Annotated in this window: 25 protein-coding genes and 2 tRNA genes; 12 read left to right on the top strand and 15 right to left on the bottom strand. The window is 66.3% G+C overall.

Annotated features, from left to right (window positions below):
- Positions 1–87 precede the first annotated feature (87 nt).
- Genes NS355_RS07355 through NS355_RS07335 form a run of 5 tightly spaced genes read right to left on the bottom strand, consistent with a single transcriptional unit; the run spans position 88 to position 9,894 of the window.
- The gene (locus NS355_RS07355; protein WP_058745101.1) at positions 88–2,166 is read right to left on the bottom strand and encodes a glycoside hydrolase family 97 protein; all 2,079 of its coding nucleotides are present in this window, start codon (positions 2,164–2,166) and stop codon (positions 88–90) included.
- On the bottom strand, positions 2,163–3,776 hold the full coding sequence (locus NS355_RS07350; RefSeq protein ID WP_058745100.1) for an alpha-glucosidase: 1,614 nt from the start codon (positions 3,774–3,776) through the stop codon (positions 2,163–2,165). The genes NS355_RS07355 and NS355_RS07350 overlap by 4 nt, the downstream gene beginning before the upstream one ends.
- Positions 3,776–5,569 (bottom strand): alpha-amylase family glycosyl hydrolase, encoded by a 1,794-nt coding sequence (locus tag NS355_RS07345; RefSeq protein ID WP_058745099.1) that lies wholly within the window; start codon positions 5,567–5,569, stop codon positions 3,776–3,778. The genes NS355_RS07350 and NS355_RS07345 overlap by 1 nt, the downstream gene beginning before the upstream one ends.
- Positions 5,566–7,092, bottom strand: coding sequence for a tryptophan halogenase family protein (locus NS355_RS07340; protein WP_058745098.1), 1,527 nt, complete (start codon positions 7,090–7,092; stop codon positions 5,566–5,568). Before NS355_RS07340 ends, NS355_RS07345 begins: the two co-directional genes overlap by 4 nt.
- 54 nt (positions 7,093–7,146) lie before the next feature.
- Complete coding sequence (locus NS355_RS07335) at positions 7,147–9,894, bottom strand: TonB-dependent receptor (RefSeq protein ID WP_058745097.1); 2,748 nt, start codon at positions 9,892–9,894, stop codon at positions 7,147–7,149.
- Between the two features lie 205 nt (positions 9,895–10,099).
- Here NS355_RS07335 and NS355_RS07330 point away from each other — a divergent pair, with 205 nt between their 5' ends.
- Positions 10,100–11,131 carry a LacI family DNA-binding transcriptional regulator gene (locus NS355_RS07330; protein ID WP_153008104.1) on the top strand — a complete coding sequence of 344 codons (1,032 nt, stop codon included), beginning with the start codon at positions 10,100–10,102 and terminating at the stop codon, positions 11,129–11,131.
- A 32-nt stretch (positions 11,132–11,163) separates the two neighbouring features.
- Entirely contained in the window at positions 11,164–12,645 is a 1,482-nt protein-coding gene (locus tag NS355_RS07325; RefSeq protein ID WP_058745096.1) for an MFS transporter, read from the top strand.
- A 20-nt stretch (positions 12,646–12,665) separates the two neighbouring features.
- On the opposite strand, the gene NS355_RS07320 is transcribed toward NS355_RS07325, so the two are convergent.
- From NS355_RS07320 to NS355_RS07300, 5 genes are all read right to left on the bottom strand, one after another.
- On the bottom strand, positions 12,666–13,961 hold the full coding sequence (locus NS355_RS07320; RefSeq protein ID WP_084787669.1) for a sensor histidine kinase: 1,296 nt from the start codon (positions 13,959–13,961) through the stop codon (positions 12,666–12,668).
- 50 nt (positions 13,962–14,011) lie between these two features.
- Positions 14,012–14,731 (bottom strand): response regulator, encoded by a 720-nt coding sequence (locus NS355_RS07315; RefSeq protein ID WP_056438153.1) that lies wholly within the window; start codon positions 14,729–14,731, stop codon positions 14,012–14,014.
- 95 nt (positions 14,732–14,826) lie between these two features.
- Positions 14,827–15,357 (bottom strand): hypothetical protein, encoded by a 531-nt coding sequence (locus tag NS355_RS07310; protein ID WP_058745095.1) that lies wholly within the window; start codon positions 15,355–15,357, stop codon positions 14,827–14,829.
- A 118-nt stretch (positions 15,358–15,475) separates the two neighbouring features.
- The gene (locus NS355_RS07305; protein WP_058745132.1) at positions 15,476–16,717 is read right to left on the bottom strand and encodes a TetR/AcrR family transcriptional regulator; all 1,242 of its coding nucleotides are present in this window, start codon (positions 16,715–16,717) and stop codon (positions 15,476–15,478) included.
- Between the two features lie 148 nt (positions 16,718–16,865).
- Positions 16,866–17,774 carry an acyl-CoA thioesterase gene (locus NS355_RS07300; RefSeq protein ID WP_058745094.1) on the bottom strand — a complete coding sequence of 303 codons (909 nt, stop codon included), beginning with the start codon at positions 17,772–17,774 and terminating at the stop codon, positions 16,866–16,868.
- A gap of 129 nt (positions 17,775–17,903) precedes the next feature.
- On the opposite strand from NS355_RS07300, the gene NS355_RS18960 reads away from it, so the two are divergent.
- The 4 genes from NS355_RS18960 to NS355_RS07285 all read left to right on the top strand — a co-directional run bounded on the left by NS355_RS18960 (position 17,904) and on the right by NS355_RS07285 (position 19,683).
- Entirely contained in the window at positions 17,904–18,080 is a 177-nt protein-coding gene (locus NS355_RS18960; protein ID WP_167334663.1) for a hypothetical protein, read from the top strand.
- 164 nt (positions 18,081–18,244) lie between these two features.
- Positions 18,245–19,390, top strand: a complete 1,146-nt coding sequence (locus tag NS355_RS07295; protein ID WP_244489592.1) for an AI-2E family transporter — start codon at positions 18,245–18,247, stop codon at positions 19,388–19,390.
- 57 nt (positions 19,391–19,447) lie between these two features.
- Positions 19,448–19,524, top strand: a tRNA-Asp gene (locus tag NS355_RS07290).
- A gap of 82 nt (positions 19,525–19,606) precedes the next feature.
- Positions 19,607–19,683 (top strand) — tRNA-Asp (locus tag NS355_RS07285).
- A gap of 24 nt (positions 19,684–19,707) precedes the next feature.
- Here the strand turns inward: NS355_RS07285 and NS355_RS19400 are convergent.
- The 5 genes from NS355_RS19400 to NS355_RS07265 form a co-directional block, all read right to left on the bottom strand.
- Positions 19,708–19,842 carry a hypothetical protein gene (locus NS355_RS19400; protein WP_275934715.1) on the bottom strand — a complete coding sequence of 45 codons (135 nt, stop codon included), beginning with the start codon at positions 19,840–19,842 and terminating at the stop codon, positions 19,708–19,710.
- 8 nt (positions 19,843–19,850) lie between these two features.
- Positions 19,851–20,054, bottom strand: a complete 204-nt coding sequence (locus tag NS355_RS07280) for a DUF2842 domain-containing protein (protein WP_058745092.1) — start codon at positions 20,052–20,054, stop codon at positions 19,851–19,853.
- The gene (locus NS355_RS07275; RefSeq protein ID WP_058745091.1) at positions 20,051–20,584 is read right to left on the bottom strand and encodes a 5-formyltetrahydrofolate cyclo-ligase; all 534 of its coding nucleotides are present in this window, start codon (positions 20,582–20,584) and stop codon (positions 20,051–20,053) included. The genes NS355_RS07280 and NS355_RS07275 overlap by 4 nt, the downstream gene beginning before the upstream one ends.
- A 205-nt stretch (positions 20,585–20,789) precedes the next feature.
- Positions 20,790–21,095: a cell division protein ZapA gene (locus tag NS355_RS07270; protein ID WP_056438138.1), complete on the bottom strand. Its 306-nt coding sequence runs from the start codon at positions 21,093–21,095 to the stop codon at positions 20,790–20,792.
- The gene (locus NS355_RS07265; protein ID WP_058745090.1) at positions 21,095–21,292 is read right to left on the bottom strand and encodes a hypothetical protein; all 198 of its coding nucleotides are present in this window, start codon (positions 21,290–21,292) and stop codon (positions 21,095–21,097) included. Before NS355_RS07265 ends, NS355_RS07270 begins: the two co-directional genes overlap by 1 nt.
- 191 nt (positions 21,293–21,483) lie before the next feature.
- Here NS355_RS07265 and gap point away from each other — a divergent pair, with 191 nt between their 5' ends.
- From gap to NS355_RS07235, 6 genes are all read left to right on the top strand, one after another.
- Positions 21,484–22,494 carry a type I glyceraldehyde-3-phosphate dehydrogenase gene (gene gap, locus NS355_RS07260; protein ID WP_058745089.1) on the top strand — a complete coding sequence of 337 codons (1,011 nt, stop codon included), beginning with the start codon at positions 21,484–21,486 and terminating at the stop codon, positions 22,492–22,494.
- Positions 22,494–22,970 carry an MOSC domain-containing protein gene (locus tag NS355_RS07255; protein ID WP_209445034.1) on the top strand — a complete coding sequence of 159 codons (477 nt, stop codon included), beginning with the start codon at positions 22,494–22,496 and terminating at the stop codon, positions 22,968–22,970. The genes gap and NS355_RS07255 overlap by 1 nt, the downstream gene beginning before the upstream one ends.
- The gene (locus NS355_RS07250) at positions 22,967–24,166 is read left to right on the top strand and encodes a phosphoglycerate kinase (RefSeq protein WP_058745088.1); all 1,200 of its coding nucleotides are present in this window, start codon (positions 22,967–22,969) and stop codon (positions 24,164–24,166) included. The genes NS355_RS07255 and NS355_RS07250 overlap by 4 nt, the downstream gene beginning before the upstream one ends.
- A gap of 145 nt (positions 24,167–24,311) precedes the next feature.
- Positions 24,312–24,542, top strand: a complete 231-nt coding sequence (relB, locus tag NS355_RS07245; RefSeq protein ID WP_058733351.1) for a type II toxin-antitoxin system RelB family antitoxin — start codon at positions 24,312–24,314, stop codon at positions 24,540–24,542.
- Entirely contained in the window at positions 24,539–24,865 is a 327-nt protein-coding gene (locus tag NS355_RS07240) for a type II toxin-antitoxin system PemK/MazF family toxin (RefSeq protein ID WP_058716345.1), read from the top strand. Before relB ends, NS355_RS07240 begins: the two co-directional genes overlap by 4 nt.
- Positions 24,866–24,901: 36 nt before the next feature.
- Positions 24,902–25,810, top strand: coding sequence for a class I fructose-bisphosphate aldolase (locus tag NS355_RS07235; protein WP_056438469.1), 909 nt, complete (start codon positions 24,902–24,904; stop codon positions 25,808–25,810).
- Positions 25,811–25,888 lie beyond the last annotated feature (78 nt).

The following is a 25,888-nucleotide window of genomic DNA, read 5'->3' as shown; positions in this document are numbered from 1 at the left end:
GGCGAGGGCAAACCAACCTCGCCACCGGCGATACCCCTCCACCATGCTACGCATGGTCCCCCTCCCCCTATGGGGGAGGAATAAGTTTTAACGCGCCTTCAACCGGATCGCCTGGCCCCCACCCGGGGCGAGCGACAGGGTGAGCGTATCACCCTTCTTCACCCGCTTGGTCTCGAACGCGATCGAATGCCGCGCCTCTGTGGCATAGGTCGCGCCGGGGCCGTCCTTGTAGACCTGTGCCTCATAGGTCTTGCCCGGATCGAGGAAATCGAGCGGCACGGTCAACTCGCGCGCATTCTCGTCGGTGATCGAGCCGATATACCAGTCGCGAGACTTGCGATCCCGCCGCGCGAAGGTGACGTAATCGCCGACCTCGCCGTTCAGGACGCGGCTGTCTTCCCAATCCACCGGCACGTCCGCGATGAAGCGGAAGGCTTGCGGGTATTTCGCATAATTTTCCGGCGTATCGGCTGCCATCTGCACCGGCGAATAGAGCACCACGTACAGTGCCAACTGCTTGGCGATGGTCGACTGGATCGGGCTGTTGTCGCTGCCGGTCAGGCTGAGCACGCCCGGCGTGAAGTCCATCGGGCCTTCGAGCATCCGGGTGAAGGCCAAGTTGACCTCATGCTCGGGCGGGTTCTTGCCCGGCCAGGCGTTGTATTCCATCCCGCGCGAGCCCTCGCGCGCCAGCCAGTTGGGATAGGTCCGGCGCAGGCCGGTGTCCTTCACCGGCTCATGGCTGTCGATCGACACCTTGTACTTGGCGGCGGCCTCCAGCACCCGCAGATGGTGGTTCACCATCCACTGGCCCTCATGCCACTCGCGGGCGACCGAGCCGTCCGCATTGACCCGCTCGATCTGCCCGGCATCGGCGACGTAACCCGTCTTGACCACATGCTCGCAGTGATCGGCGGCGAATTTGAAGGCGGGGTCGAACTGGCTCTCATAATGGCTGACCGCGCCGCCGGTCTCGTGATGGCCGATCAGCGAGACGCCCTTGGCCTTGGCGTACTTCGCCAGCGCGTCGGCGTCGAAATCCTCCGCCGGAGTCGCGAACTGCATCGCCGAGCCATTGCCCGCCCAGTCGCCATCCCAGCCGATATTCCACCCCTCGACCAGCACGCCGGGGATGCCGTACTTCGCGGCGAAGTCGATATAGGTCTTTACGTTCGCGGTGGTCGCACCGTGGCGCGGCCCGCGCGCCCAGCTCCATTCGCCCTTGATCATCTTCCACCAGACGCCGACGAACTTGCCCGGCTTCACCCAGGATACGTCACCCAGTTTGTTGGGCTCGTTCAGGTTGAGCATCAGGTGGCTCATATAGAGCCCGCCCGCATCGGGGGCGATCAGGAAGGTGCGCCATGGCGTCGTCCACGCGCCCGTCTTCACGACCTTGGGCGCGCCCGAGCCGGGGGTGAGGGCCGCCTTGAACCCATTCCCCTCGGTCTTCATCAGCCCCATGCTGGCATAGTCGACCAAAGCCGCCTCATGAATGGCGATATGGGTGCCGTCGTCCAGCTTCATGGTGATCGGCGTCGCCGCCGTACCGACCGCGCCGATGGCCGTGCGGTTGTAGAGATATTCCTCGCGGTTCCAGAGGAAGGCCGGCTTCCACCACGCGGTCCCGTTTTGCGCGATGTTGAACTCGGTCAGTTCCTCGGCGATGTTCGCATGGGGAAGCGCCTGCTGCTCGGGAAATTCGTAGCGAAAGCCGACGCCGTCGTCCTGCACCCGGAACACCACGTCATAGCGGCGATGAAGCGCGCTCGATTCCATCAGGCGGACGCGCATCTCGCGGTGATTGTCGCGGATGGTGCGCCACTCGCCCCAGGGCTGGGTCCAGCTGGTGTCGGACTTGGCGTGCGACACGGACTCGATCTTCATCCCGCGCTCGATCTTGGGCGCGTCGGTGAACATCATGCCCAGGCGCGATGGTGCGACGATCGCCTTGCCGTTCCGCGCGATCATATAGACGGCGCGGCCGTCATTGTCGGTCGAGACCTGCACGGTGATCTTGCCGTCGGGCGAGCTTTCCACCGCGTCGGGTTGCCCTGCGGGCCTGGCGAATTTGAACGTCTCGTTGACCGCCGGATCGGCGGGGCCGTTCTGGGCCGAGGCGGCGCTGGCGATCAGGCCGAGCCCGATGGCAATGGTCGTCTTCATGCAGTCATCTCCCGGATCGCCGCCCCGAACGCGCCCAGGCGTTCGTCGGTGGCGCTATTGATCTGGACCAGCACCCGCTGCCCACGCGGCAGGGCAGGGGGCAGGGTCACGGGCGTGTCGCCCAGATTGAACAGGCAGAGTAGGCGCTGGTCGCCCTCGCACCGCTCGAAGGCGAGCAGCTGGTCGTCGGCATGGAGCAGCGTCAGGTCGCCGACCGCCAGTGCCGGCGTCTCGGCGCGCAGGCGGATCAGGCGGCGTGTCAGGTTGAGCAGCGAGTCGGGGTCGCCGTCCTGGCGATTGACCGCCAGCGCGGCATGATCCGGCCCGGTCGGCAACCACGGCTCGGCATCCGAGAAGCCGCCGTTGATGGCATTGCTGCTCCACGGCATCGGCGTGCGCACCCCGTCGCGCGACAGGGTCAGCGGCCAGTTGGCAATGGCCTCGGGGTCGACCAGCCGCTCGAAGGGGACATCGACCTGGGTCAGGCCCAGTTCCTCGCCCTGATAGAGAAAGGCGTTGCCGCGCAAGCTGAGCAGCAACAGCATCTTCATCCGCGCGAAAGGCTCGCGATGCTCCGGCGTTGCCCAGCGCGAGACGGCACGCGGCGCGTCGTGGTTCTCGAACGCCCAGCTTGGCCAGCCCATGCCCGGCTCGGCAGGCCATTTCGCCACCGCCTCGGCGACGATGCGCGGGGTCAGCCGGTGGGCATAGAGAAAGTCGAAGCCGTAAGCGGTGTTCAGCCGGTGGTCACCAGCGGTGAACAGCTTCATCTCGCGATCCGCCTCGTCGCCACCGACCTCGGCCACAGTGAAGCGGTCGCCATACTCGTCCAGCGTGGCGCGGATCCGCTCCAGAAAGGGGACGATATCGGCATGGCTCTGGTTGTAGAGCTTCAACTGGAAGTCGAACGGCCGGGTGCGCGTCTTGCCCGTATCCGGTGCGGGCGGGTTATCGCGCATCGTCGGCTCGTGCATCATGAAGTTGATCGCATCCAGCCGGAAGCCGTCGACGCCCCGGTCCAGCCAGAAGCGCGCGGTCGCCAGCAATTCGGCCTGCACGTCGGGGTGATGGACGTGAAGCTGCGGCTGTTCCTTCAGGAAATTGTGCAGATAATATTGTCCACGTCGCGCGTCCCAGGTCCAGGCGGGCCCGCCGAACACCGACTGCCAGTTGGACGGCGGCGAGCCGTCGGGCTTGGCATCGGCCCAGACATACCAGTCGGCGCGTGCATTGGTGCGGCTGGAGCGGCTTTCGGTGAACCAGGGATGCTCGTCCGAGGTATGGCTGTACACTTGGTCGATGACGACCTTCAGCCCCAGTTCGTGCGCACGGGCGACCAGCGCGTCGAAATCCTTCAGCGTCCCGAAGATCGGGTCGACGTCGCGATAATCCGCCACGTCATAGCCGAAATCCTTCATCGGCGAGGTGAAGAAGGGCGAGAGCCAGATCGCATCGACGCCCAGGCTGGCGACATGGTCCAGCCGCGCGGTGATGCCGGGCAGGTCTCCGATGCCGTCGCCATTGCTGTCGGCGAAGCTGCGCGGGTAGATTTGATAGATTACCGCACCCTTCCACCAGGGGCGCAGGGGATTGGAGTAAGTCTCGGTCATCAACGGCTCTCCGCCGCGCAGACGGCATAACCGAAGGCGGGCAATTCCAACATCAGGCTCCCCGGTGCGGCGGCGCTCGGGGCACAGGTGCCGGCCATGGTCGCGAAACGTTGCGACGCCGTTTCAACCTGCACAGCCTGGACGATAGGCCGGGCCGAGGTGTTGAACGCGATCACATATTCGCGGCCCGTGGTCGGATCGAAGCGGGACACCGCGAACAGGCCCGGCGCTTCGCCGCGTGCGCGGATCACCTGCCGTCCCCGTGTCAGCGCCGGATTGGCGGTGCGCAGCCGGGCGAGCGTCGCGATCTCGCGATAGAGCGGGTGGCGGGGCACGAAGCTGTCGGTCGCGGTCGTCTTCGTCGTGCCGACCAGCCTGTTGTCATTGTAGCTGGCGACCTGGCTGGCGAACATGTCCTCGCGCGCGTCCTGGTCGTTGCCGTCGCCTGCGAACCCCTGTTCGTCACCCGAATAGATGGTCGGTACGCCGCGCAGCGTCAGCAGCATCGCATGGCCGAGTTCGACCCGCTTCAGGATTTCCTCGTCCGAGGCATTGGGGTTGGCGGCCCGGACATCACGCGCGAAGCGGCCGTGATCGTGATTGCCGAGGAAGGTCGGCAAGATGTCCGCCGTCGCCTCGCCCTTCGCATAGAGCACATCGCCCTCGAACAGGTTGGAGAGAACACGCGTCGGCTTGTTCTCGGCGACCGTCTGGATCACCGCGTTCATGAACGCAAAGTCGAGGACCGCCGGATAGTCGGCGATCTTGGTCCAGCGTGCGAGATAGCCCGGGTCCATCCCCGCCGTCACCTCGCCGAAGATATGAAAGTTCGGAATGCCCTTGGCTTTCGCGCGGTCCAGCATGGCGGGGACGAAGCGGCGCCAGAACTCCGGGTTCACATGCTTGGCGGTGTCGATGCGGAAGCCGTCGATCCCGAACCGGTCGATCCAGCTGCCGTAGATGTCGATCATGCCCGCAATGACTCGCGGATTCTCGGTGTAGAGGTCGTCCAGACCGGAGAAATCGCCGGTGGTCGAGCTTTCGTCCTCGAAGCTCGTATTGCCGCGATTGTGGTAGTAGATCGGGTCATTGAGCCAGGCCGGGGTCTTGGCGTTCTTCTCGGCTGCGGGCACATACGGAGTATAGGCGTAGTTCGGGTCGGTCAGCTTCGCGAAATTGGCCGCTGTCTGTACATCGTCGCCCAGAAAGCCCGGATTGATGGCCTTGCCCTTCACGCCACCGCGCCGCTGATAGGGGTAGGTCGCGCGGTCGCGATACGGGCAGGGCGAGCCTTCGGCGCATTCGCGATACTGGATCACGTCCGCCGTATGGTTGACGATGATGTCCATATAGACCTTCATCCCCCGGCCATGCGCCGCCGCGATGAAGGCGCGCAGATCGGCCTCGCTGCCCAGATGCGGATCGACCGTCGTGAAGTCGGTGATCCAGTATCCGTGATAGCCCGCGCTCTCCCGCCCCTTGGCGCCCTGCACGGCCTTGTTCTTGAAGATCGGCCCCAGCCAGATCGCGGTCGCGCCCAGCCCCTGGATATAGTCGAGCCGTTTGGTCAGGCCCTTCAGGTCACCGCCATGATAGAAGCCTTTATGCGTCGGGTCGAAGCCGGTGGTCAGCGGGCCGCCCTTCAGGCCTCCGCGATCATTGGCGGTGTCGCCATTGTCGAACCGGTCGGGCAGGACGAAATAGATCACCTCGTCCTGCGGCAGGCGCTGGCGGTAATCCTGTGCGGCGAGCGGCGTGGCGGTCGCGAGGAGCGCGAGCAGCAGCTTTTTCATGCGAAAACCTTTGGGGCAGGGGCGGCGCAATGCGCGGCGAGGAAGGCGTCGTGCGTCGGCAGCCGGGCGGCCACCTGCGCGGCGTGACGCCGGGTGAGGCTGAGGAAATCGTCAAGCTCGTCCGCCGACAGCGTGTCGGCAAGCGCATGGTGCCCGGCCGGGACGATGCCCTGTCCGATCATCACCTGTACCCAGGCGGGCTCGGCGAACAGCTCCTCGTCCTCACGACGGAACCGGCCGTTCGCACGGAACAGCGCGATCCGGGCGGCGAGGCTGTCGGGCAGGGGCACTGCGCGGCGTTCGGCCCAGAAGGGCTCGGGCCGCGCATTGGCATGGTAATGCAGGATCAGGAAATCGCGGATCGCCAGCCATTCGGCCGCCGTCTCGCGGTTATAGGCGTCCACCTCGATCGGCTGGGGCGTCTGGCCGGGCCAATAGTCGAGCAGTCGCGCGATGCCCGACTGGATCAGATGGATGCTGGTCGACTCCAGTGGTTCCAGAAATCCGGCCGCAAGTCCCAGCGCGACGCAATTGCCGACCCAGGCGCGGCCACGCCGTCCGGTGGTGAAGCGCAACTGGCGCGGCTCGCACATCGCCTCTCCGTTCAGCGCGGACAGCAGGCGATCGGTGGCCTCGTCGTCCGAGAGATGGCGGTTGTCATAGACCAGGCCATTGCCGGTGCGGTGCTGGAGCGGAATGCGCCAGCGCCACCCGGCACCATGCGCAATCGCACGGGTATAGGGGGGCAAGGGGGCGGCGCGCTCGCCCGCCACTGCCAGAGCGCGGTCGCAGGGGAGCAGCTCGGACCAGTCGTCGAAAGGCTCGGCCAGCGTTTCGCCGATCAGCAGCGCGCGAAAACCCGTGCAGTCGATGAACAGGTCGCCCGCATGGACCTCGCCGCCATCGAGCACGACGTGATCGATCCGCCCGCCCGCGTCGCGCGCTACCGAGGCGATGCACCCCTCTACCCGCACCACGCCCGCCGTCTCGGCATGGCGGCGGAGCAGCGTAGCATAGAGGCTGGCATCGAAATGATAGGCCCAGGCCAGACCGCTCGGCAGGTCGGGGCGGCCGGGATCGGGGGCGAAGCGGCCCGCCATCGCGGCTTGTGCGCTTGGGCTATGCCCCCAGAGCGAGGCCGGGTTCGCCGCCCCGCCACTGCGCAGCCAGTAATGGTGGAACGGCACCAGCCCTAGGCCGCGCCCGATGCTGCCGAATGCGTGGAGATAGCTGCTGCCTTCGCCGGACCAACCCTCGAACCGGATGCCCAGCTTGAAGGACCCGTTCGTTGAGCGCAGAAACTCGGCCTCGTCCAACCCCAGCATCTGGTTGAACAGGCGGATACCGGGAATGGTCGCCTCACCCACGCCGACCGTTCCGATCGCGTCGGATTCGATCAGGGTGATGCGGGTGGAAGCGGGTGCGAACCGGGCGAGGGCCGCTGCCGCCATCCAACCGGCCGTGCCGCCGCCGACGATCACGATCCGTTGAGCGATATGGTCTGCGGAAGGGGCGGCGTCCATGCGGCGTCTCACGAAACCCGCGCCGATGGTCAGATCGGCGCGGGGGTAGGGGCATCAGAAGCGATAGGTAAACCCAGCCAGGAACCGGCGGCCATAGCTCTGATAGTCGATCACCTCGTCGCGGCGACCGGCATTGGTGGTGACGAACGGGGTATCGGTCAGGTTCTGGCCCTGCACGAAGATCGACAGCCCCTTGAACGTGCCCTCCTGGAAGTCATAGCCGATCTGGCCGTCGACGATGGTCTCGTCGATCGCGCGGCGCCGGACACGGTTTGCGCCGAAGCCCGACAGCTCTCCCACGAAGGTCGAACGGTAACGGACCGAGCCGCGAATGTTCAGGCCCCACTTCTCGAAGAAGGCGGTGCCGTTGGCCACCCAGCGGGAATAGCCGGGGATATCCTCGGGCTCGCCACCGGGCGTCGGGGTGATCTCGGTCTTGGTGTAGGACCCACCGCCCGTCAGGCCGAAGCCGTCGAGGAAGCCGACCAGCTGACCCAACGGCAGCGTACCCGCCAGCTCGACGCCGTAAATCTTGCCGCCGGTGCCGTTGATCGGCCGGGTTATGCGCCCCTGTGTCGGGATACCGGCGGGCAGCGAGGCGGGCAAAGGCAGCCCGGTATAATCGTAGGGCTGCTCAAGATTGTAAACGAAGCTTTTGAGATCCTTGTAGAAGCCCTGCGCCGCCAGATAGCCGCGCGTGCCGAAATACTTCTCGACGGTGACGTCGAACGAGTTCGACCGGATCGGGCGCAGATAGGGGTTGCCGCCATTGCCGGAGATCAGGCCCTGCTGCGCATCAAAGCCATAGGACAGGGCGACGCGCATGTCGTCGAAGCGCGGCCGCATCATCTGGCGCGCGGCGGCGACGCGGAACACCCAGTCGCTGGGCAGGCGCAGCGACAGGTTCGCACTGGGCAGGATGTCCCAGTAATCCGCTCCTTGCGCGATGTTGGTATAGCCGGTGCCGTTATAGATCAGCCCGCGCGACTTCTGTTCGGTGCCGACCGCCTGCACGCCGACATTGCCGGTCAACTCAGCCGCGCCCAGCTGCGCCTTCAAATCCGCCTGCAGATAGGCGGTCATCAGATGCTCGGTGGTGGTGTACGCCTTGGCGGGCACGTCGGGGCTGGTGTTCGGCGTCAGCACGATGACCCCGCCCGCCAGCAGCGCGCGCGGATCGTAGCTGAGCATCGGCCCCAGACCCAGATAGGTCAGGTCGGTCGGCGTCTGGCGATATTGCTGCGGCAACGGTGCGATGAATGCGCCGTTCGGCAGGGTGACGAAGGATTCGTTGGGCGCCAGCGACTTGGCGTGATCGGTATAGTTCAGGCCGAAGCGCAGCGCGCTGACGATCGGCGTCTCGACCTGGCGCTCGATCTCGACCCGGTATTGCTTGATCTCGTCGCGGATCTTGCGATCGTTGAAATAGCCCGCCTGCCGCGTCGAGCCGCCCCAGCCCAGCGGATCCGTCAGCTGGATCAGGTTGGGGTCGGAATAGTTGAGCGTGGGCTGGAAGACCGTGCCGGTACGGCCGGTGGTGAAGCCGATCGTGTCGGTCGCGCCATTGCCCTGGCCATAGCCGGTGCCGCTATAGGTCTCCAGCGTCACCTCGTCGCGATCGGTCTTCGAATAGCTGAGGTCGATGAAGGCGCTCCAGCCGTCGTCGCCCTTGTACTTGCCGTTGTAGCCGAACGAATAGAGCTTGGCCTTGCGCTGGAACGAGTCGTTGCGCACGACGCCTTCGACCCGGTTGAACGTGCCCGAGGTTACGAGGCCGTTATTGACCACCACGTTGGTCAGCGAAGTGCCCGACCCCCATTGCAGAGGCAGCTCGATCCCGCGCTTGATCTGGTCGTCGTTGAAGTCGGAATAGAAGCCGTCGAGCGTGCTGGTGAAGGTGTCGCTCATCCGCCACTGCACCGTGCCCGACAGGCCCAGCCGCTTCAGCGTGGTCGAGGTGACATAGGATTTCGAGCCGCCGATGACGTCGACCGGCTGGCCGCCCACCGTCGTCTGCGCATAGCCCCAGGCATTGCCTTCCTGAATCTGGTACGGTTCGTTCAGATAGCTGGCCGACAGGGCGACGCCGATCGTATCGTCGGCGAACTGGTCGACATAGGTCGCGCTGGCGCGGTAGCCGAAGTCCTTCGACCCCGCATTCAGCTTGCCGATATCGGCATAGGTGCCGCGTGCGCCGACCGAGATCACGCGCTTGCCGTAATCGAGCGGCCGGATCGTCTTCAGGTCGACCGTGCCCGACAGGCCCTGGCCGATCAGCCCGGCATTGGCGGTCTTGTAGATCAGGACCTGGTTGACGACTTCGGCCGGATACTGGTCATATTCGACGGCGCGGTTGTCGCCGGTCGAGGTCTGCTCGCGGCCGTTGAGCAATGTGGTCGAGAAGTCGGGGGCGAAGCCGCGGATCGAGATGGCGTTGGAGCGGCCATTGACGCGCTGCGACGTGACGCCGGGCAGGCGGGCGATGGACTCGGCGATCGAGGCGTCGGGCAGCTTGCCGATATCCTCGGCCGACACGGACTCGACGACGAGGTCGCGGTTCTTCTTTTCGGCGACGGCATTTTCCAGCGCGGCGCGGAAGCCGGTGACGACGATATCGCCCGGTTCGGAGTCCGCCTGTGCCTGCTGGGCGGCGGTATCGGTCTGGGCATTGGTGGCGGGCGCGGGCACGATCGCGACGCTCTGCGCAAAGACAGGTGCGGCCACGATCATGGCCAGCGTGCTGACCCCGAGCTTCAGGAACGAGCGCGCGGCATCGGCCGGCGCCACAGGGCGAACCGTCATGAAATCCCCTCCAGGAAACCCCGTCTTCATTCAAGGGACGGGTATGGTTGTTGGCCCTCCTGTGAAATCGTTCGCGCCGAAAAGGAATATTGCCGCATACGTATTCAATGCGGCCGGTTCGGCCTGTTGCATTATTACGACAGCACTTCGGCTTAACCCGCGTCATGAAAGCCGGTAAGCGAAGGGGAGAGGAGGAAGCATTGATTTGACCGGTCCGCGTAAGCCCACGTCGTTCGACATCGCGCAAATGGCGGGCGTTTCGCAGCCGACGGTCAGTCGTGCGCTCCGGGGAAGCCCATCGGTCAGCGCGGCCACGCGTGCCCGGATCGAAGCGATCGCGAAGACCCTGAACTATACGGTCGACCGCGCCGCATCGAACCTGCGCAGCGGGCAGACGCGGACGCTGGCGCTCCTCCTGTTCCGCGATCCCTCGCCGGGTCGAACGCTGATCAATCCCTTCTTTCTCGGCATGTTGGGCTCGATCATGGAGAGCTGTGCCGAGGTCGGGTACGATCTGCTCGTCTCGTTCCAGAACCCGACCAGCAACTGGCAGGCCGATTATGAGGATAGCCACCGCGCCGATGGGCTGATCCTGCTGGGCTATGGCGACTATGCCGCCTATCGCGAACAGTTGGAGACGCTGGTCGCGCGCGGCACCCATTTCGTGCGCTGGGGTTCGGTCGCGCCGGGGCAGCCGGGACTGACCATCGGATGCGACAATCATGCGGGCGCGCTGGCGGCGACGCGACACCTGATCGCGCAGGGGCGCAAGCGCATCGCGTTTCTGGGCGATGCGACCGACCATTATCCCGAATTTCACGATCGCTATCGCGGCTATTGCGACGCCCTGTCCGAAGCGGGGCTGGCGTGCGACGCCGCGTTCCAGGTCGGTGCCATTTCCAGCGAAGAGGAAGGCGAGCGCGCCGCGCGCGAGTTGCTGGCGCGGGGCAAGCCCTTTGACGGCATCATGGCGGCGAGCGATTTGATCGCGCTGGCCGCCATGCGCGTGCTGGCCGAGGCGGGTTTGCGCGTGCCCGCCGACGTCTCGCTGGTCGGGTTCGACGATATTCCGGCGGCGAGCTTCGCGCATCCGCCGCTGACGACCGTGGTCCAGGACGCGGCGGCCGCGGGCCGGTTGCTGGTCCGCGCGCTTCTCGCCGAGATTGCCGGTACGGCGCCGCCGCCCAGCCTGCTCCCGGCTAGCCTGGTCGTACGTGGGTCCAGTATTCGGCCATAAATCATAATGATAACAGAATTTTGGGAGAGGTTATGGAGAAGCCGCGTCAGGGCTTTTGGGGGTTGTGGAACACCTCGTTCGGCTTTTTCGGCATCCAGATCGGCTTCGCCCTGCAAAATGCGAATGTCAGCCGCATCTTCCAGTCGCTGGGGACGGCGGAAAAGGACTTGGCGTTCCTGTGGATCGCGGCACCCCTGACCGGACTGCTCGTCCAGCCGGTGATCGGCCATTATAGCGATCGGACCTGGGGCCGGTTCGGGCGGCGGCGACCCTATTTCCTGGCCGGCGCCGTGCTGGCGACGCTGGCGCTGGTGGGCATGCCCAATGCAGGCGGGCTGCTGGCGGCCGCGATGCTGTTGTGGCTGCTCGACGCTTCGCTCAACATCTCGATGGAGCCGTTTCGCGCCTTTGTCGGCGATATGTTACCCAGCCGCCAGCGGACGGCGGGCTATGCGTTCCAGACCGGGTTCATCGGCGCTGGCGCGGTGCTGGGGTCGCTGGCGCCGATGCTGCTGACCGATGTGTTCCATGTTGCGAATGTGGCGGGGCCGGGCGAGGTGCCGCCGTCGGTGCGCTACGGCTTTTACATCGGCGCAGTGGCGCTGTTCGTCGCGGTGCTGTGGACGGTCCTGACCACGCGCGAATATTCGCCGCAGCAACTGGCCGCCTTTGCCGAAAGCGACGAAGGACAGGCGGCGCAAAGCGATGCGGCCCCGAGCGACCGGATCGACGCGGCACCGTTCTGGATCGTCGCGGGTGCGCTGGTCGTGGCGGGCGTCGGCTGGCTGGGGCTGGACAAGCCGGTCTATCTGCTGGGCGGCGGGCTGATCGCCTTCGGCCTTGCCAAGATCGCCAGCGCCGCACTGGTGCGGGGCGGGCGTTGCGGCAATGCGCTCAGCCAGATCCTCGCCGATCTGGCGGCGATGCCGGAAACCATGAAGCGGTTGGCGCTCGTGCAGTTCTTCACCTGGTCGGCGCTGTTCATCATGTGGATCTACACGACGCCCATCGTGGCTGAGCGGGTGTTCCACAGCAGCGATGCGAACAGTGCCGCGTTCAACGAGGGGGCGAACTGGGTCGGCGTGCTGTTCGCGGTCTATAGCGGGGTGGCGACACTCTGGGCCTTTGCGCTGCCGTCGCTCGCCAAGGCGATCGGACGGCGCAACACGCATATCCTGGGGCTGCTCTGCGGCGCGGCCGGCTTTGCTTCGTTTCTGGTGATCCGCGATGCGTGGTGGTTGATGGCATCGATGGTGCTGGTCGGTATCGCCTGGGCGTCGATCCTGACCATGCCCTATGCCATCCTGTCGGCGGCGCTGCCTGCCGAAAAGCTTGGCATTTACATGGGCTTGTTCAACATCTTTATCGTGCTGCCACAGTTGATCGTGTCGTCGATCATGGGCGCGGTGGTCGGGCATTTCTTCCCGGGCAATCTCGTCTGGGCGATGGCGGTCGCCGCCGGGGTGATGACGCTGGCCGCGATGGCGATGCTGCGGGTGGCGCGGGACGCTTGATCCTCCCCGTAAGGGGGAGATCAGCGGGGCAGGGTGATCGTCGCGGCCAATCCTCCTTCGGGCCGGTTGGCGAGGCGAATGTCGCCCCCCGCCTCGCGCACGATCGAGCGGGCGAGCGCCAGACCCAGGCCGACACCGCCGGTTTCGCGATTGCGTGAAGTTTCCAGCCGGGTGAAGGGATCGAACACCGTTTCCAGTTGATCCTCGGCGATGCCGGGCCCCCGGTCGGCGACGGTGATCGCGATATGCTGGGCCTGCGCGTCGATGCGGACATCGGCGGCATGACCATATTTGATCGCATTCTCGATCAGGTTGCGCACCGCGCGCCGCATCAGCGACGGTCGCAGTTTCAGCCGCAGTCGCCCGCCTTCCTCGAAGCTGACATCCTGCCCCAGGTCGTGGAAGTCGGCGACCACCGCATCGACCAGCGCATTCAGGTCGACATCGGTCTCCGCCTCGCTGGGGCGTCCCATGCGGGCGAGCGACAGGATATCCTCCAGCGTCTTGTTCATCTCGGCGATGGTGTCGGCCATGCGCAGCCGGTCCTGTTCGTCCTCGACCGACTCGATGCGCACGCGCAGCGCGGCGAGCGGCGTGCGCAGGTCATGCCCGATCGCGCCGAGCATCCGATCCTTTTCCTCCAGCATCGCCCCGATCCGCAGGCGCAGCGCATTGAAGGCGGCGATCAGGCTGGACACGTCGAGCGGCCCCTGTTCGGGAATGGTTTCGCCCGGCGCACGCGGGTCGAATCCCTCGGCCGCCCGGGTCAGGTCGCGCAGGGGGCGTGAAATCCGCCGCCCGATCCACAACACCGGCAGCAGGATGATGCCGTACAGGATCAGCGTCTGCGCGATCAGGCGCCAGACCAGGGTCATCTCGTCGCTCGGCCAGAAAGACCGCGTGACCAGCCAGCCGCCGCCCGTCCGCTCGACCGCGATCAGCAACTCCATCGCCGGATGGCGGCGTCGGTCGAAACGACGGCGCGGCCAGTCGAAATCCTCGGGCTGGAACGGACGGACGCCGGTCACGACCCGCGCGACCGGATGCCCGAGTTCGGCCAGTCCCTCGCGGATGAGCGCCTCCACTTCGGGCACGCGGGGCAGGTTCGGTCGGATCGGGTTGACGGTCGAGGGGCGGACCCGCCCGCGATCGGGGGGAAGCGGCTTGCCGCTCGCGGCGCGCTCGATCGCATCGTTCAGCCGGGCGATGGCGGGGCCCGACGTCTGTTCCAGGATCAGGCTGCGGCGTTCGTGCAGGAGCAGGGTGAAATTGATCGCCTGTGCCACGAACAGCGCGATGGCGAGCAGGACGGCCATCTGCGCCGCCAGCCGACGCGGCCAGAAGCGCAGCGTCACGGCGCCGGGCTTCACAGGCGGGTGACTTCGGCGGCGAGCGTATAGCCGCCACCCCAGACGGTCTTGATGATCTCGGGCGACTTGGGGTCCGCCTCGATCTTGCGGCGCAGACGGCTGACCTGATTGTCGATCGCCCGGTCGAAGGCCGCCGCCTCGCGCCCCTGGGTCAGGTCGAGCAGCTGGTCGCGGGTCAGCACCTGGCGCGGGCGGCTGACGAGCGCCAGCAGCAGGTTGTATTCGCCGGTCGACAGCATCACCGACACCCCCTCGCGGTCGACCAGCGAGCGCTCGCCCGATTTCAGCACCCAGCCCGCAAAGGCATAGGAGCCGCTGTCGGGCGCATGATGACGCGCGCCGCCCGCCTGGGTCCGGCGCAGCACGACCTTGGCGCGGGTCGCCAGTTCGCGCGGTGAAAAGGGCTTCACGACATAATCGTCCGCGCCCATCTCCAGCCCGACGATCCGATCGGTTTCCTCGGCGCGGGCGGTGAGCAGGATGACCGGTACCTCGCTGGTCGCCGCGATATGTCGACAAAGCGACAGGCCGTCCTCGCCGGGCATCATGATGTCCAGGATGACAAGGTCGATCGCATAGGCGGCCAGCCGCGTGCGCGCCGAGGCGGCATCGCCCGCCTGGGTCACGCGGAAACCCTGTTTGGTCAGATAGACGGCCAGCGGCTCGCGGATCGAACGCTCGTCATCGACGAGCAGCAAATGCGGCGTTTCGGACATGGGTTCGGGGTCTAGCATGGTGGGCGCGGGCCGCAAAAGGGACGGGCCATGAAGGAAATTTGGGGGAGAATGGCCCGTCCCTTCCGCTTTGCCGCTCAGTCGGCGTCGGATTGCGACGGCTGAGCCTGGCTGGAGCCCTGCATCCCGCCGCCATGACGTCCACCCCAGCGCGGCGCGGCAGCGCGTTCGGCGGCATCGACCTTGCCGTCATGATTGGTGTCCAGCCGGTCGAACATGGCGGCGGCGCGGGCGCGAAAGGCGTCGGCGGTGATAGGCTGGGGCGCGGGGCGGCCGGGACGGTCGGCACCGGGGCGGCGTGCGGCGTGTTCGGCGCGGCGTTGCTCGCGATAGGCGCGCATCTCGTCGGGGGTGACGGTGCCGTCGTGATTGGCATCCATCGCGGCGAAGCGCTGGTCGGCGGCGGCCAGCGCGGCCGGGCGGGTGATATTGCCGCTGGCGTCGGGCTGCACGCCCATCAGACCGCCGCGCATGCCCCAGCGCATGCCCCAGCGCATGCCTCCGCCGGGCGGGGGCGGGGCATCGCTCTGCGCCTGAACGGCGGTCGCGGTCAGCAGCGTGGCGCCCAGCAGCAGGGCGGGGGAAAGGCCGAACATGGTCTTTCGCATGGGGTGGGCATCCTCTTCGCGGCGAGGGGCAAGTCCCTGCCGAACGATGACCCTTTTGCATCCCGGCTGTCCCCCGATCATGTCGGGTTCGCTCAGCTTTTGTCGCAAATTGTCCGCGTCAGTCCAGGAAACGGTCGTCGAACATGCCGTACAGGATGGTCGAGGCATAGAGCGCGATGGCGTGCGGACGCTCCATCGTCCCGGCCCATTTGCGCATGTCGAAGGCGGCGTTCTGGATCGCCATCAGCGCCTGCGCGGCGATCAATGCATCGACGGCGCGGATCGACCCTTCGCCGACCCCGTCCATGATGGTGCCTGCATAGCGCCGCGCGATCCGGTTGGATCGGTCGACCATCTGGGCACGCACCTCGCCGGACAGGCTGGACAGCGCGCTCGTGCGCAGGAGCGGCCCGCGCTCGGCGAACTGAATGTCGAGCAGGGTCGCGATCGCGCTCGACAGCCGGTGCCACTGGCTGCCCCCGGCGGCGTCGGCCAACTGCTGTGCAGCGGTGATCGTGTCGAAGCTGCGGCGATAGCAGGCCGCGACCAGATCGTCCTTGGCGTCGAGATGGTGGTAGAAGCTGCCCTTGGTGACGTTCAATTCGGAGGCGATACGCTGCACGCTGGCGCCGCGATAGCCGAGCTGGTTGATGAGCCGCGTCGCCGCCAGCAGGAAAGCCTCGCGCCCCGGCTCGCCATCGCGCGCACCTGGCGCATCCATGTCGAGCATGGTGGGGTTCCAGGTCGATCCGGGAGCGGCGATACCATGGGTCAGCACGTCGAGCAGCCGTTCCTCGACCCGGCCAAATTGATCGGGTTCGTACCGGTCGAGCCACATGGGCAGCCAGAAGGTATTCTCCAGCAGCACATGGGCACGCGCGCCGTACAGGTCGGTATGCGCACGGCTGGGCGCGGGACCCCATAGGCTGCGGGTGGCGCGGAAGACCTTCTGCCATCCGGCCATCAACTGGCCGCGTAGCGGTTCTTCCATGGCGCGCAGGTCGGAGAGCACGGCGAAGGGCGTTTCCTCACCGCGTTCGATCCGCGCCAGCCGCGCCATGTTGATCGACAGATAGCGGGCGACGCGGGCTTGCGGCGTCGGCTCCTCTGCGGCCTCGGCCAGCATCTCCAGCAGCCGTTCCAGCGTATGCTCGAACGCCGCCGCTGCCAGGTCTTCCTTGCGACGGAAATAATAGGTGACGCTAGTGGTGTTCAGCCCGACCCGCCGCGCGACATCGGCGAAGGTCATGCCCTTGGCCGATTGCTCGTTGATGACCTGTGCCGCTGCCGCCAGGATGGCGTCCCGCTTTTGCAGATAGCGTTCGGTATTGCGCGCTTCACCGACGGACGTCGCCGCCATGCCTTCCATCCCCTCCGTGCACATCGGTCGCCGCGCGATCGATGTGCCGTGTTTAGAAGCGAAAGTCTTAACCGTCACTGTCATTTCACCGCTTTCCCGTTGGAAGTTGGTGAAATGGGCGGGGCTCTCCAAAAAGCGGTATGTCCGGTCAGGCCTCAAGGCGAGAGGCGTTGCGCAGCCGGATCAGGCCCTCTTGCGCGACGCTGGCGACCAGACGGCCATCCGCGGCGAAGATACGGCCCCGGTTGAACCCGCGCGCATGGCCCGCCCAGGGGCTGTCGGTCGTGTAGAGCAGCCATTCGTCCGCCCGGAACGGCTCATGCAGCCATAGCGCATGGTCGAGGCTGGCGGTCTGCATGTCGTGGATCAGCCAGTTGATCCCGTGCGGCAGCGTCGAGGTGCCGAGCAGCGCGAAATCGCTGGCATAGGCCAGGATCGCCCGGTGCAACGCCGGATCGTCCCCGATCGGCGCGACCAGCCGGAACCAGATCGCCTGGGCGGGCTCACGCGGTTCGGGCGCGAGCAGCTGACGGGGATCGACCGTCCGCAGTTCGATGGGGCGCGGCCGTTCAAGGAAAGCGCGGATGGGGGCGGGCACCTGTTCGCCCAGACTGTCCAGCAATTCCCGTTCGGAGGGCAGGGTTTCCGGCGCGGGGACCTCGGGCATCGCATCCTGATGGTGCATCCCCTCCTCGGGCGTCTGGAACGAGCAGGCGAGGTTCAGGATCGGCTTGCCCTTCTGCATCGCGATCACGCGGCGCGTCGCGAAGCTGCGCCCCTCGAAATCGCGTTCCACGCGGTAGGTGATCGGGAACCGCTCATCGCCCGGCCGCATGAAATAGGCGTGCAGCGAGTGTGCCACCTTGGGGGCCTCGGTCGATCGCTGCGCCGCCTGCAACGCCTGGGCGATGACCTGTCCGCCGAAGACGCGCCCCTCGCCGCCGGGACGTCGTGCGCCGCGATACAGGTCGGTGTCGATCTCCTCGACATCCAGCAAAGCGACGAGACCCTGGGCCAGCTGTTCGGCGGTGAAACGGGGGCGGGGGGTGTGATCCATGCCCGGCGTGATGCTGCACGTTGACGTAAACGTCAACAATCGCCTGTCCCGTGGCCTCACCGGAAAAGGCTTTTACGCCATAGGGGTGCTCGCTACACAGAGTAATAACGATCTGGCTGGGAGAAGGCGATGGACGGTTTGAACGAAGACGGCACCTCGGAGCGTGCCGAGCTGCACTTTCTGGCGGCGCTGACCGAGGAACTGATGCGTCACCTGATGGAAGCCGGAGTGCTCAGCCGCACCCAGCTCCAGTCGATCGAAAATGCGGTGGCCGAGCGGACCGGCGGTATCCCCCGCGCCTGGTAAGGCGGTATCTTTTCCGACATGACATAAACGTCATGCAAACGCGGCGTTAGCGGCTTTCCTGCGTCCGGAAAGCCGCTAACGTGGCTGTCATGAGTGACGCGCAAGACGAACTGGTCGACAAGGCCTTTCCCGCCGGTGATTCGATCCTGGGAACGCCATTGGGCATGGGGCCGCGCGATGCGGTGCGGATCGCGATGCGCCGCGACCGGCTGCTCGCCGGGCTGACCCTGACGGCGGGGGCGGGGTTCATTCTCGCCTTGCCCTTCGCGCTGCGCGAGGGGGCGGAATTCTTCCTTCCCCTGACGACCGCGCTGGTCATCGCGATCGCGTTGGTCCCGATCCTCGAATGGCTGGAACGGCGACGCGTGCCCTCGGCCCTGGCGGCGCTGATGTGCGTTCTCCTGTTCCTGATCGTCGCGAATATCGCGCTGGCCGCGATCATCGTGCCCGCGACCGATTTCTTCCGCCTGCTGCCCAGCCGGATCGGGCGGATCCAGGACAATCTGGCGCCGCTGCTCGATCTCTACTCCAGCCTCGAGCGCTATGTGAACAAGGCGCTGCGCCAGGTCGCCTCCACCCCGATCCGCCAGCCGCAGACCGCCGCCGTCTCGCCCCCCAGCTCGATCCTGGAACTGGCGGCGACCTCGGCACCGGGGTTGATCGTCCAGTTCCTGTTCGGCGTGCTCGTCGTCTTCTTCGTGCTGTCGGGCTGGACCCGGATGCGCCGTGAGACGATTCGCGGGCGGACCAGTTTCGACGGCGCGATGGCGACCGCGCGGGTGATCCAGGAGGTCGTGGACGACGTTTCGGCCTATCTGGGCACCATCACCATCATCAACCTGGCGCTGGGGGGCGCGGTGGCGGGGGCGCTGTCGCTGTTCGGCATGCCCTATCCGCTGATGTGGGGCGGCATCGTCGCGCTGCTCAACTACATCCCCTATTTCGGGCCGGTGATCGGCGCGATGCTGCTGGCGGTCGGCGGCCTCATGACGTTCAGCGACATCTGGGTCGCGCTGGCCCCGCCCGCCATCATGTACGGGATGCACCTGATCGAGGCGAACCTGATCACCCCGCTGATCGTCGGGCATCGCCTGACCATCAGTCCGGTGCTCATCCTGGTCTCGCTGAGCTTCTGGGGATGGGTCTGGGGCACCACGGGCGCGCTGTTGGCCGTGCCGCTGCTGATCATCCTGCAGACGGTCCTGAAAGCCGCCGGAAAGCCCGACATCGCAGGCTTCCTGTTCGAGCATGGAACCCTCACCCATCTCGACCGCGACACCGACCCGGAGGACGTTCCGCAAGAAAAATGAAATGATGCGTTGACAGGTCCGGAACGCTCGCCTAGTTGGCGCGCCTCGACGCTTTCAGCGGGTGTAGCTCAGTTGGTTAGAGCGCCGGCCTGTCACGCCGGAGGTCGCGGGTTCGAGCCCCGTCACTCGCGCCATCCTCTTAGGAGAATGGCTGAAAATATCGAAATCCCCACATGGGGCCGATGCCGATCCTGGTTGGCATTACATGGCTTTCAAGCGGGTGTAGCTCAGTTGGTTAGAGCGCCGGCCTGTCACGCCGGAGGTCGCGGGTTCGAGCCCCGTCACTCGCGCCATCCTTCGGGATGGCGCTTTTGTTTTCAGACATTTTCATGTTCGGCGAGCGTTGCGGCGTGGCCTTCGACTTCGCTCCGGCTGAACGGAGTGAGGGCTTTTCCCTTGTCGTTGGCCAAACGCCCCGGCAGCCGTTCAGCCTGAGCGATGTCGAAGGCCAAGCGAAATCCTAACCCCGTCCCCCCTCCATCCAGCGTAGCAGCGGCTTCATCGGCGTGATCCACACGATCCCCGCCAGGACATAGAATGCCAGTTGCAGCACCCAGTGCCATTGCCCGACCACGCCGGACAGGCTGGCGACCAGCAAAGCCCAGACAATGATGATCGCGACGATCAGCAGCATACCGGCGGGTTTGCGCCAACTGGGGGTCATGGGGTGATCCATTCCGATTCGGTGGCGATGGCGTGGAGCGGCACGTCCCAGCTGTCGGGCACCAGTTCCTCGACCTCCTGCACACCCCAGGCGAGGCCGACGCGCCACGCGTCAGGGTTGGCCGCAAACGCGCGGTCATAATGCCCTGCGCCCTGTCCCAGCCGATTTCCGCGCCGGTCGAAGCCGACCAGGGGCGTCAGGATGATATCGGGGCGGCATTCGGGCGCATCGGGCGCTGGCTGATGCAGTCCGAAGGCGCCGACGCTCAGGTCCTCGCCTTCGGCCCATGTCAGGAAGCGGATCGGGCTGGCGCGGTCGGTGACATGGGGCAGGGCGATCGTCGCCCCGGCGTGCAGCGCCGCCTCGACCCACAGGGCCGGGTCCGCTTCCGCCCCCAGGGGGCGATAGGCCGCGATGACCTGATGGGGGAGCAGGCGGTCCAGAAAGGGCCGCGCCACCGGCAGCAGGCCGGGGCCATGCGCATCGCGCACCGCCCGCATCCGGGCGCGTAGGGCGCGCTTGTCGATCATGTTAGAAGGGAGCGGGTGGCGGGACCGCCATGGCCGTTTGCCGTAATATCCACTGACGCCCAATACGTCAGGTGGGGACCATGTACGTCGGACCAGGGTCCGGGCAGGGACAGCCCCCTTGGATGAAGAATAGCCTCAGGGATTATCGTGGCTCGTACCGGGCAGAGCCCGCCGCCGACCCATGTAGGCGAGGGCTCCGCTTTACTCAAGGCCGGCTTTCCTCATCGAGGGCGTCGGCCAGGCCTTCCAGCCGCTCGGCGATGCGGGCGAGCGCGGCCTCGCTGACCGCCGCGCCGGCGGGCGGGCGTCGTTCCGCCTCTTCCAGCGCGTCGGCCAGCATCAGCGAAACGAACAACAGCGCCCGTTCGCCGTTATGGCCACCCGAGGCGCGCAGCGCCGCAGACCAGCGCTGGTCGAGCATCTGGCCCAGCATGCGGACGCGTGCCTCGCCGCCATCCTGGCAGTAGACGGTGTGCGGGCGGTCGCCGACCTGGATCGTCACTTCGGCCATCAGGCGACGCTCCCCCGGCTGATGACATCGTCGAGCGCGGTCACCGCCTCGGCCATGCGCGCCTTCAGCGCGGCGTGACGGCGGGCAAGCGCGTCTTCCTTGGCGGCGCGGTTTCGGATCGCCCCTTCGATGCGGGCGATGGCGCGGTCGATCCGTTCGACGGAGGAAAGGACGTCGTCGGCAATGGGTTCGGGCATGAAAGGGGCTTAGCAGGCTGGTCTCACGCGGCAACCCGGAATTGGACGATCGGGGGCGCTCGGGCGGTTGACAGACACCCGCGCGGCTCCGAAAGGCGTGGCGCGAACGGTGGAATCGTCGAAACGATTTCCATCCAACCGGGGGCGGTGCCGTCCATGGCACGGCCCGCAAAAGACAGGAGCTTGCTGGCATGACGGTCAAGGTTGCAATCAACGGTTTCGGCCGCATCGGTCGCCTGGTGGCGCGCGCGATCCTCGAGCGTGGCGAGGGCGGGCTGGAACTCGTCGCGATCAACGATCTCGCCGACGCCAAGTCGAACGCCTGGCTGTTCAGCCGCGACAGCATCCATGGCCGCTATCCGGGTGAAGTCTCGGCCGAGGGTAACGACATCGTGATCGACGGCAAGCGTATCCGCGTCACCGCCGAGCGCGATCCGGCCAACCTGCCGCACAAGGAACTGGGCGTCGACCTGGTCCTGGAGTGCACCGGCTTCTTCACCGACAAGGCGTCGTGCGAAAAGCACATCGCGGCGGGTGCCAAGAAGGTGCTGATCTCGGCCCCCGGCAAGAATGTCGACCTGACCGTCGTGTACGGCGTCAACCATGACAAGCTGACCGCCGACCACACCATCGTGTCGAACGCCTCGTGCACCACCAACTGCCTGGCGCCGGTCGCCAAGGTGCTGAACGACGCGATCGGGATCGAGCGCGGCCTGATGACCACGGTCCACGCCTATACCAACGACCAGAAGATCCTCGACCAGATCCACCCCGACCTGCGTCGCGCCCGCGCTGCCGCCATGTCGATGATCCCGACCACCACCGGCGCTGCCCGTGCGGTGGGTGAGGTTCTGCCGGAACTGAAGGGCAAGCTGGACGGCTCGGCCATCCGCGTGCCGACCCCGGACGTCAGCCTGGTCGACCTGACCTTCACGCCCGCGCGCGACACGACCAAGGAAGAGGTCAACGCGATCCTGAAGGCGGCATCGGAGAGCGAGGCGCTGAAGGGCGTGCTGGTCTATACCGACGAGCCGCTGGTCTCGATCGACCTGATGCACTCGCCGCAGTCCTCGACCGTCGACAGCCTGGAGACGGCGGTGATCGACGGCAAGCTGGTGCGCGTCGTGTCCTGGTACGACAATGAATGGGGCTTCTCGAACCGCATGGTCGACACCGCGACCGCGATGGCGAAGTTCCTCTGATGAGCGACGGGCGGGCGATGACCGGGCGTCTGGCCGGCATCGCCCGCCATGCCGTGCCGAAGGGGCCGATGGCGGTGATCGACACCGCCATCGTCACCCTGGACGGCGGCGTGGAAGGCGATGTTCGCGGGCGGGTCAAGCCCGGCGGTCGCGGGCGGCGTCAGGTGACGTTGATCGAGCGGGCCGACTGGGACGCGGCGCTGGCCGAGATCGGCCGGGACATCCCCTGGCAGGAGCGCCGTGCGAACCTGCTGGTCGAGGATTTCGACCTTCCCCAAATTCCGGGCACCCGCTTGCGCGTCGGGCCCGTCCTTCTGGAAATCACCATGGAATGCGATCCGTGCCACCGCATGGACGCGATCGCCGACGGATTGCGCGCGGCCCTGACCTCCGACTGGCGCGGCGGCGTATGCACCCGCGTGATCGAGGGCGGCACGATCCGTATCGGCGATAACATCAGGATCGAGGAATCATGACCAAGGCCTTCAAGACGCTCGACGATATGGGCGATGTCCAGGGCAAGCGCGTGCTGGTCCGCGAGGATCTGAACGTGCCGATGGCCGATGGCCGCGTCACCGACGACACCCGCCTGCGCGCGACGATCGCGACGGTGACCGAACTGGCCGACAAGGGCGCGATCGTCCTGATTTTGGCCCATTTCGGCCGTCCGAAGGGGCAGCGTAACCCCGAATTCTCGCTGGCGATGCTGACCCAGCCTTATGGTGACGTGCTGGGCCGTCCGGTGCGTTTCATCGATGACGTGGCGGGCGAGGCGGCGGAAGCAGCGGTCGCGACGCTTAACCCCGGCGATATCGCGATCCTGGAAAACACGCGCTTCCATGCGGGTGAGGAAAAGAACGACGCCGAACTGGCGGCGCAGATCGCCAAGCTGGGCGACCTCTATGTCAACGACGCCTTCTCGGCCGCGCACCGCGCGCACGTTTCGACCGAGGGTCTGGCTCGCATCCTCCCGGCGTTCGCCGGCCGGGCCATGGAGGCCGAACTCGACGCGCTGGAAAAGGCGCTGGGCAACCCCGAGCATCCGGTCGCGGCTGTTGTCGGCGGCGCCAAGGTCTCGACCAAGCTCGCGGTTCTCAAGCATCTGGTCGGAAAGGTCGATCACCTGATCATCGGCGGCGGCATGGCCAACACCTTCCTCGCCGCGCGCGGCGTCGATGTGGGCAAGTCGCTGTGCGAGCATGACCTGACCGGCACCGCCGAGGAAATCCTCGACGCCGCCGACAAGGCGGGCTGCACCGTGCACCTGCCCTATGACGTGGTGGTGGCCAAGGAGTTCAAGCCGAATCCCGAGACGCGCACCGTCAACGTCCACGAAGTGGGCGCCGACGAGATGATCCTCGACCTCGGCCCCAATGCCGTCGAGGCGCTGGGCGACGTATTGAAGAACTGCCGCACCCTGGTCTGGAACGGCCCGCTCGGCGCGTTCGAGACGCCGCCCTTCGACATGGCGACCGTCGCACTGGCGAAGACGGCGGCGGCACTGACCCAGGACGGCAGCCTCGTCTCGGTCGCGGGTGGCGGCGATACCGTCGCCGCGCTCAACCAGGCGGGTGTGGGCACGCAGTTCACCTTCGTCTCGACGGCGGGCGGCGCGTTCCTGGAATGGATGGAAGGGCAGGACCTGCCCGGCGTCGCGGCGCTGACCGCCTGACGGATCGGCCATCCGGCCAAAGAGAATGACCCCGTCGCCGGACAGGCGGCGGGGTTTTTTCTTGGGCGGAGGAATTGGTCAGGCAGCCCCTTGATCCGCCGCATCGGACTTGCTAGGTTAAACGCGTTAAACAAAGGGAGTGGCCATGCTCGGCGTCCGCCTCGATACCGAATTGGAAGAGCGGCTGGCGGCCGTCGCGCGCACGCAGGGGCGCAGCAAGAGCGACATCGCGCGCGAAGCGGTGCGCCGCTATGTCGATCTGCATGACGAGGCGTATCGCCGCGAGGCGCGCCGCCAGTCGACCCGCGCGTCGAAGCGCGACACGCCCGAGGATTTCGCCTTCTGGAACGCGCTGGCCAAGGAGGGTGACGCATGACGATCGCCCATGCCGCCATCGTGCTCGCCACGAACGGGGAGGGGGGCGACCATCGCCCGTTCCTGGTCGTCCAGTCGGACCTGTATAACGAGACGCACAACACCATCACCGTCTGCCCGATGACCTCGGTCGTCGGCGGCGAGGCGCTGTTCCGCGTCGCCTTTTCCCCGCGCGAGCATACCGGCCTGACCGTCGAGTGCGAGGTGCAGGTGGACAAGATCTTGTCCATCCCCCGCAATCATATCGTCAAAGTCATCGGCCATGCTTCCCCCACCCGAATGGAGCAGGTCGATCAGGCGCTGCGCCGCTGGCTGATGCTCTGACCCTTTTACAGCCCGACACCAATCTGGAGAGACATGATGACCCCGACCGTGAAGGCCATTCTCGACAAATATGAAGGCACGCCCGCCGCGGTGAAGGCGAACCTGGCCCGCATCCTGATGCAGGGCAAGCTGGGCGGCACCGGCAAGCTAATCATCCTGCCGGTCGATCAGGGGTTCGAGCACGGCCCGGCGCGCAGCTTCGCGGTCAACCCGCCCGCCTATGACCCGCATTACCATTTCCAGCTGGCGATCGATGCCGGGCTGTCGGCCTATGCCGCGCCGCTGGGCATGCTGGAAGCCGGAGCCGACACCTTTGCGGGCCAGATCCCGACCATCCTGAAGATCAACAGCTCGAACAGCTGGGGCACCTCGATCACCCAGGCCGTGACGGGCAGCGTGCAGGATGCGGTGCGGCTGGGTTGCGCGGCGATCGGCTTTACCATCTATCCGGGCTCGGACGGCATTTTCGACGCGATGGACCAGATCGCGATCCTGTCGGCCGAAGCGCGCGAGGCGGGCCTCGCCACCGTCATCTGGAGCTATCCGCGCGGCGGCAAGCTGACCAAGGACGGCGAGCTGGCGCTCGACGTCGGCGCCTATGCCGCGCACATGGCCGCGCTGCTCGGCGCGCACATCATCAAGGTGAAGCTGCCCAGCGACCATATCGAACAGGCCGAGGCCAAGAAGGTCTATGAGGGCACCGACTGGTCCAACCAGGCCGACCGCGTGCGCCACGTCGTCCAGTCGAGCTTTGCGGGCCGCCGCATCGTCGTCTTCTCGGGCGGTGCCGCCAAGGGCGCCGATGCCGTCTATCAGGACGCGCGCGACATTCGCGACGGTGGCGGCAATGGCTCGATCATCGGCCGCAACACCTTCCAGCGTCCGCGTGACGAGGCGCTGGCGATGCTCGACAAGCTGATCGCGATCTACAAGAACGAAGAATAAGTTCTTGCTAGGGTTGGGCGTTCCGGTTGGGGAACCGGGACGCCCATTCCACCGTCGCGCCAAAGAGGTGACGGAGGC

Source organism: Sphingomonas yabuuchiae (genome assembly GCF_001477495.1).
Taxonomy (GTDB): Bacteria; Pseudomonadota; Alphaproteobacteria; order Sphingomonadales; family Sphingomonadaceae; genus Sphingomonas; species Sphingomonas yabuuchiae_A.
This window is presented reverse-complemented; position numbering and strand designations above follow the sequence as displayed.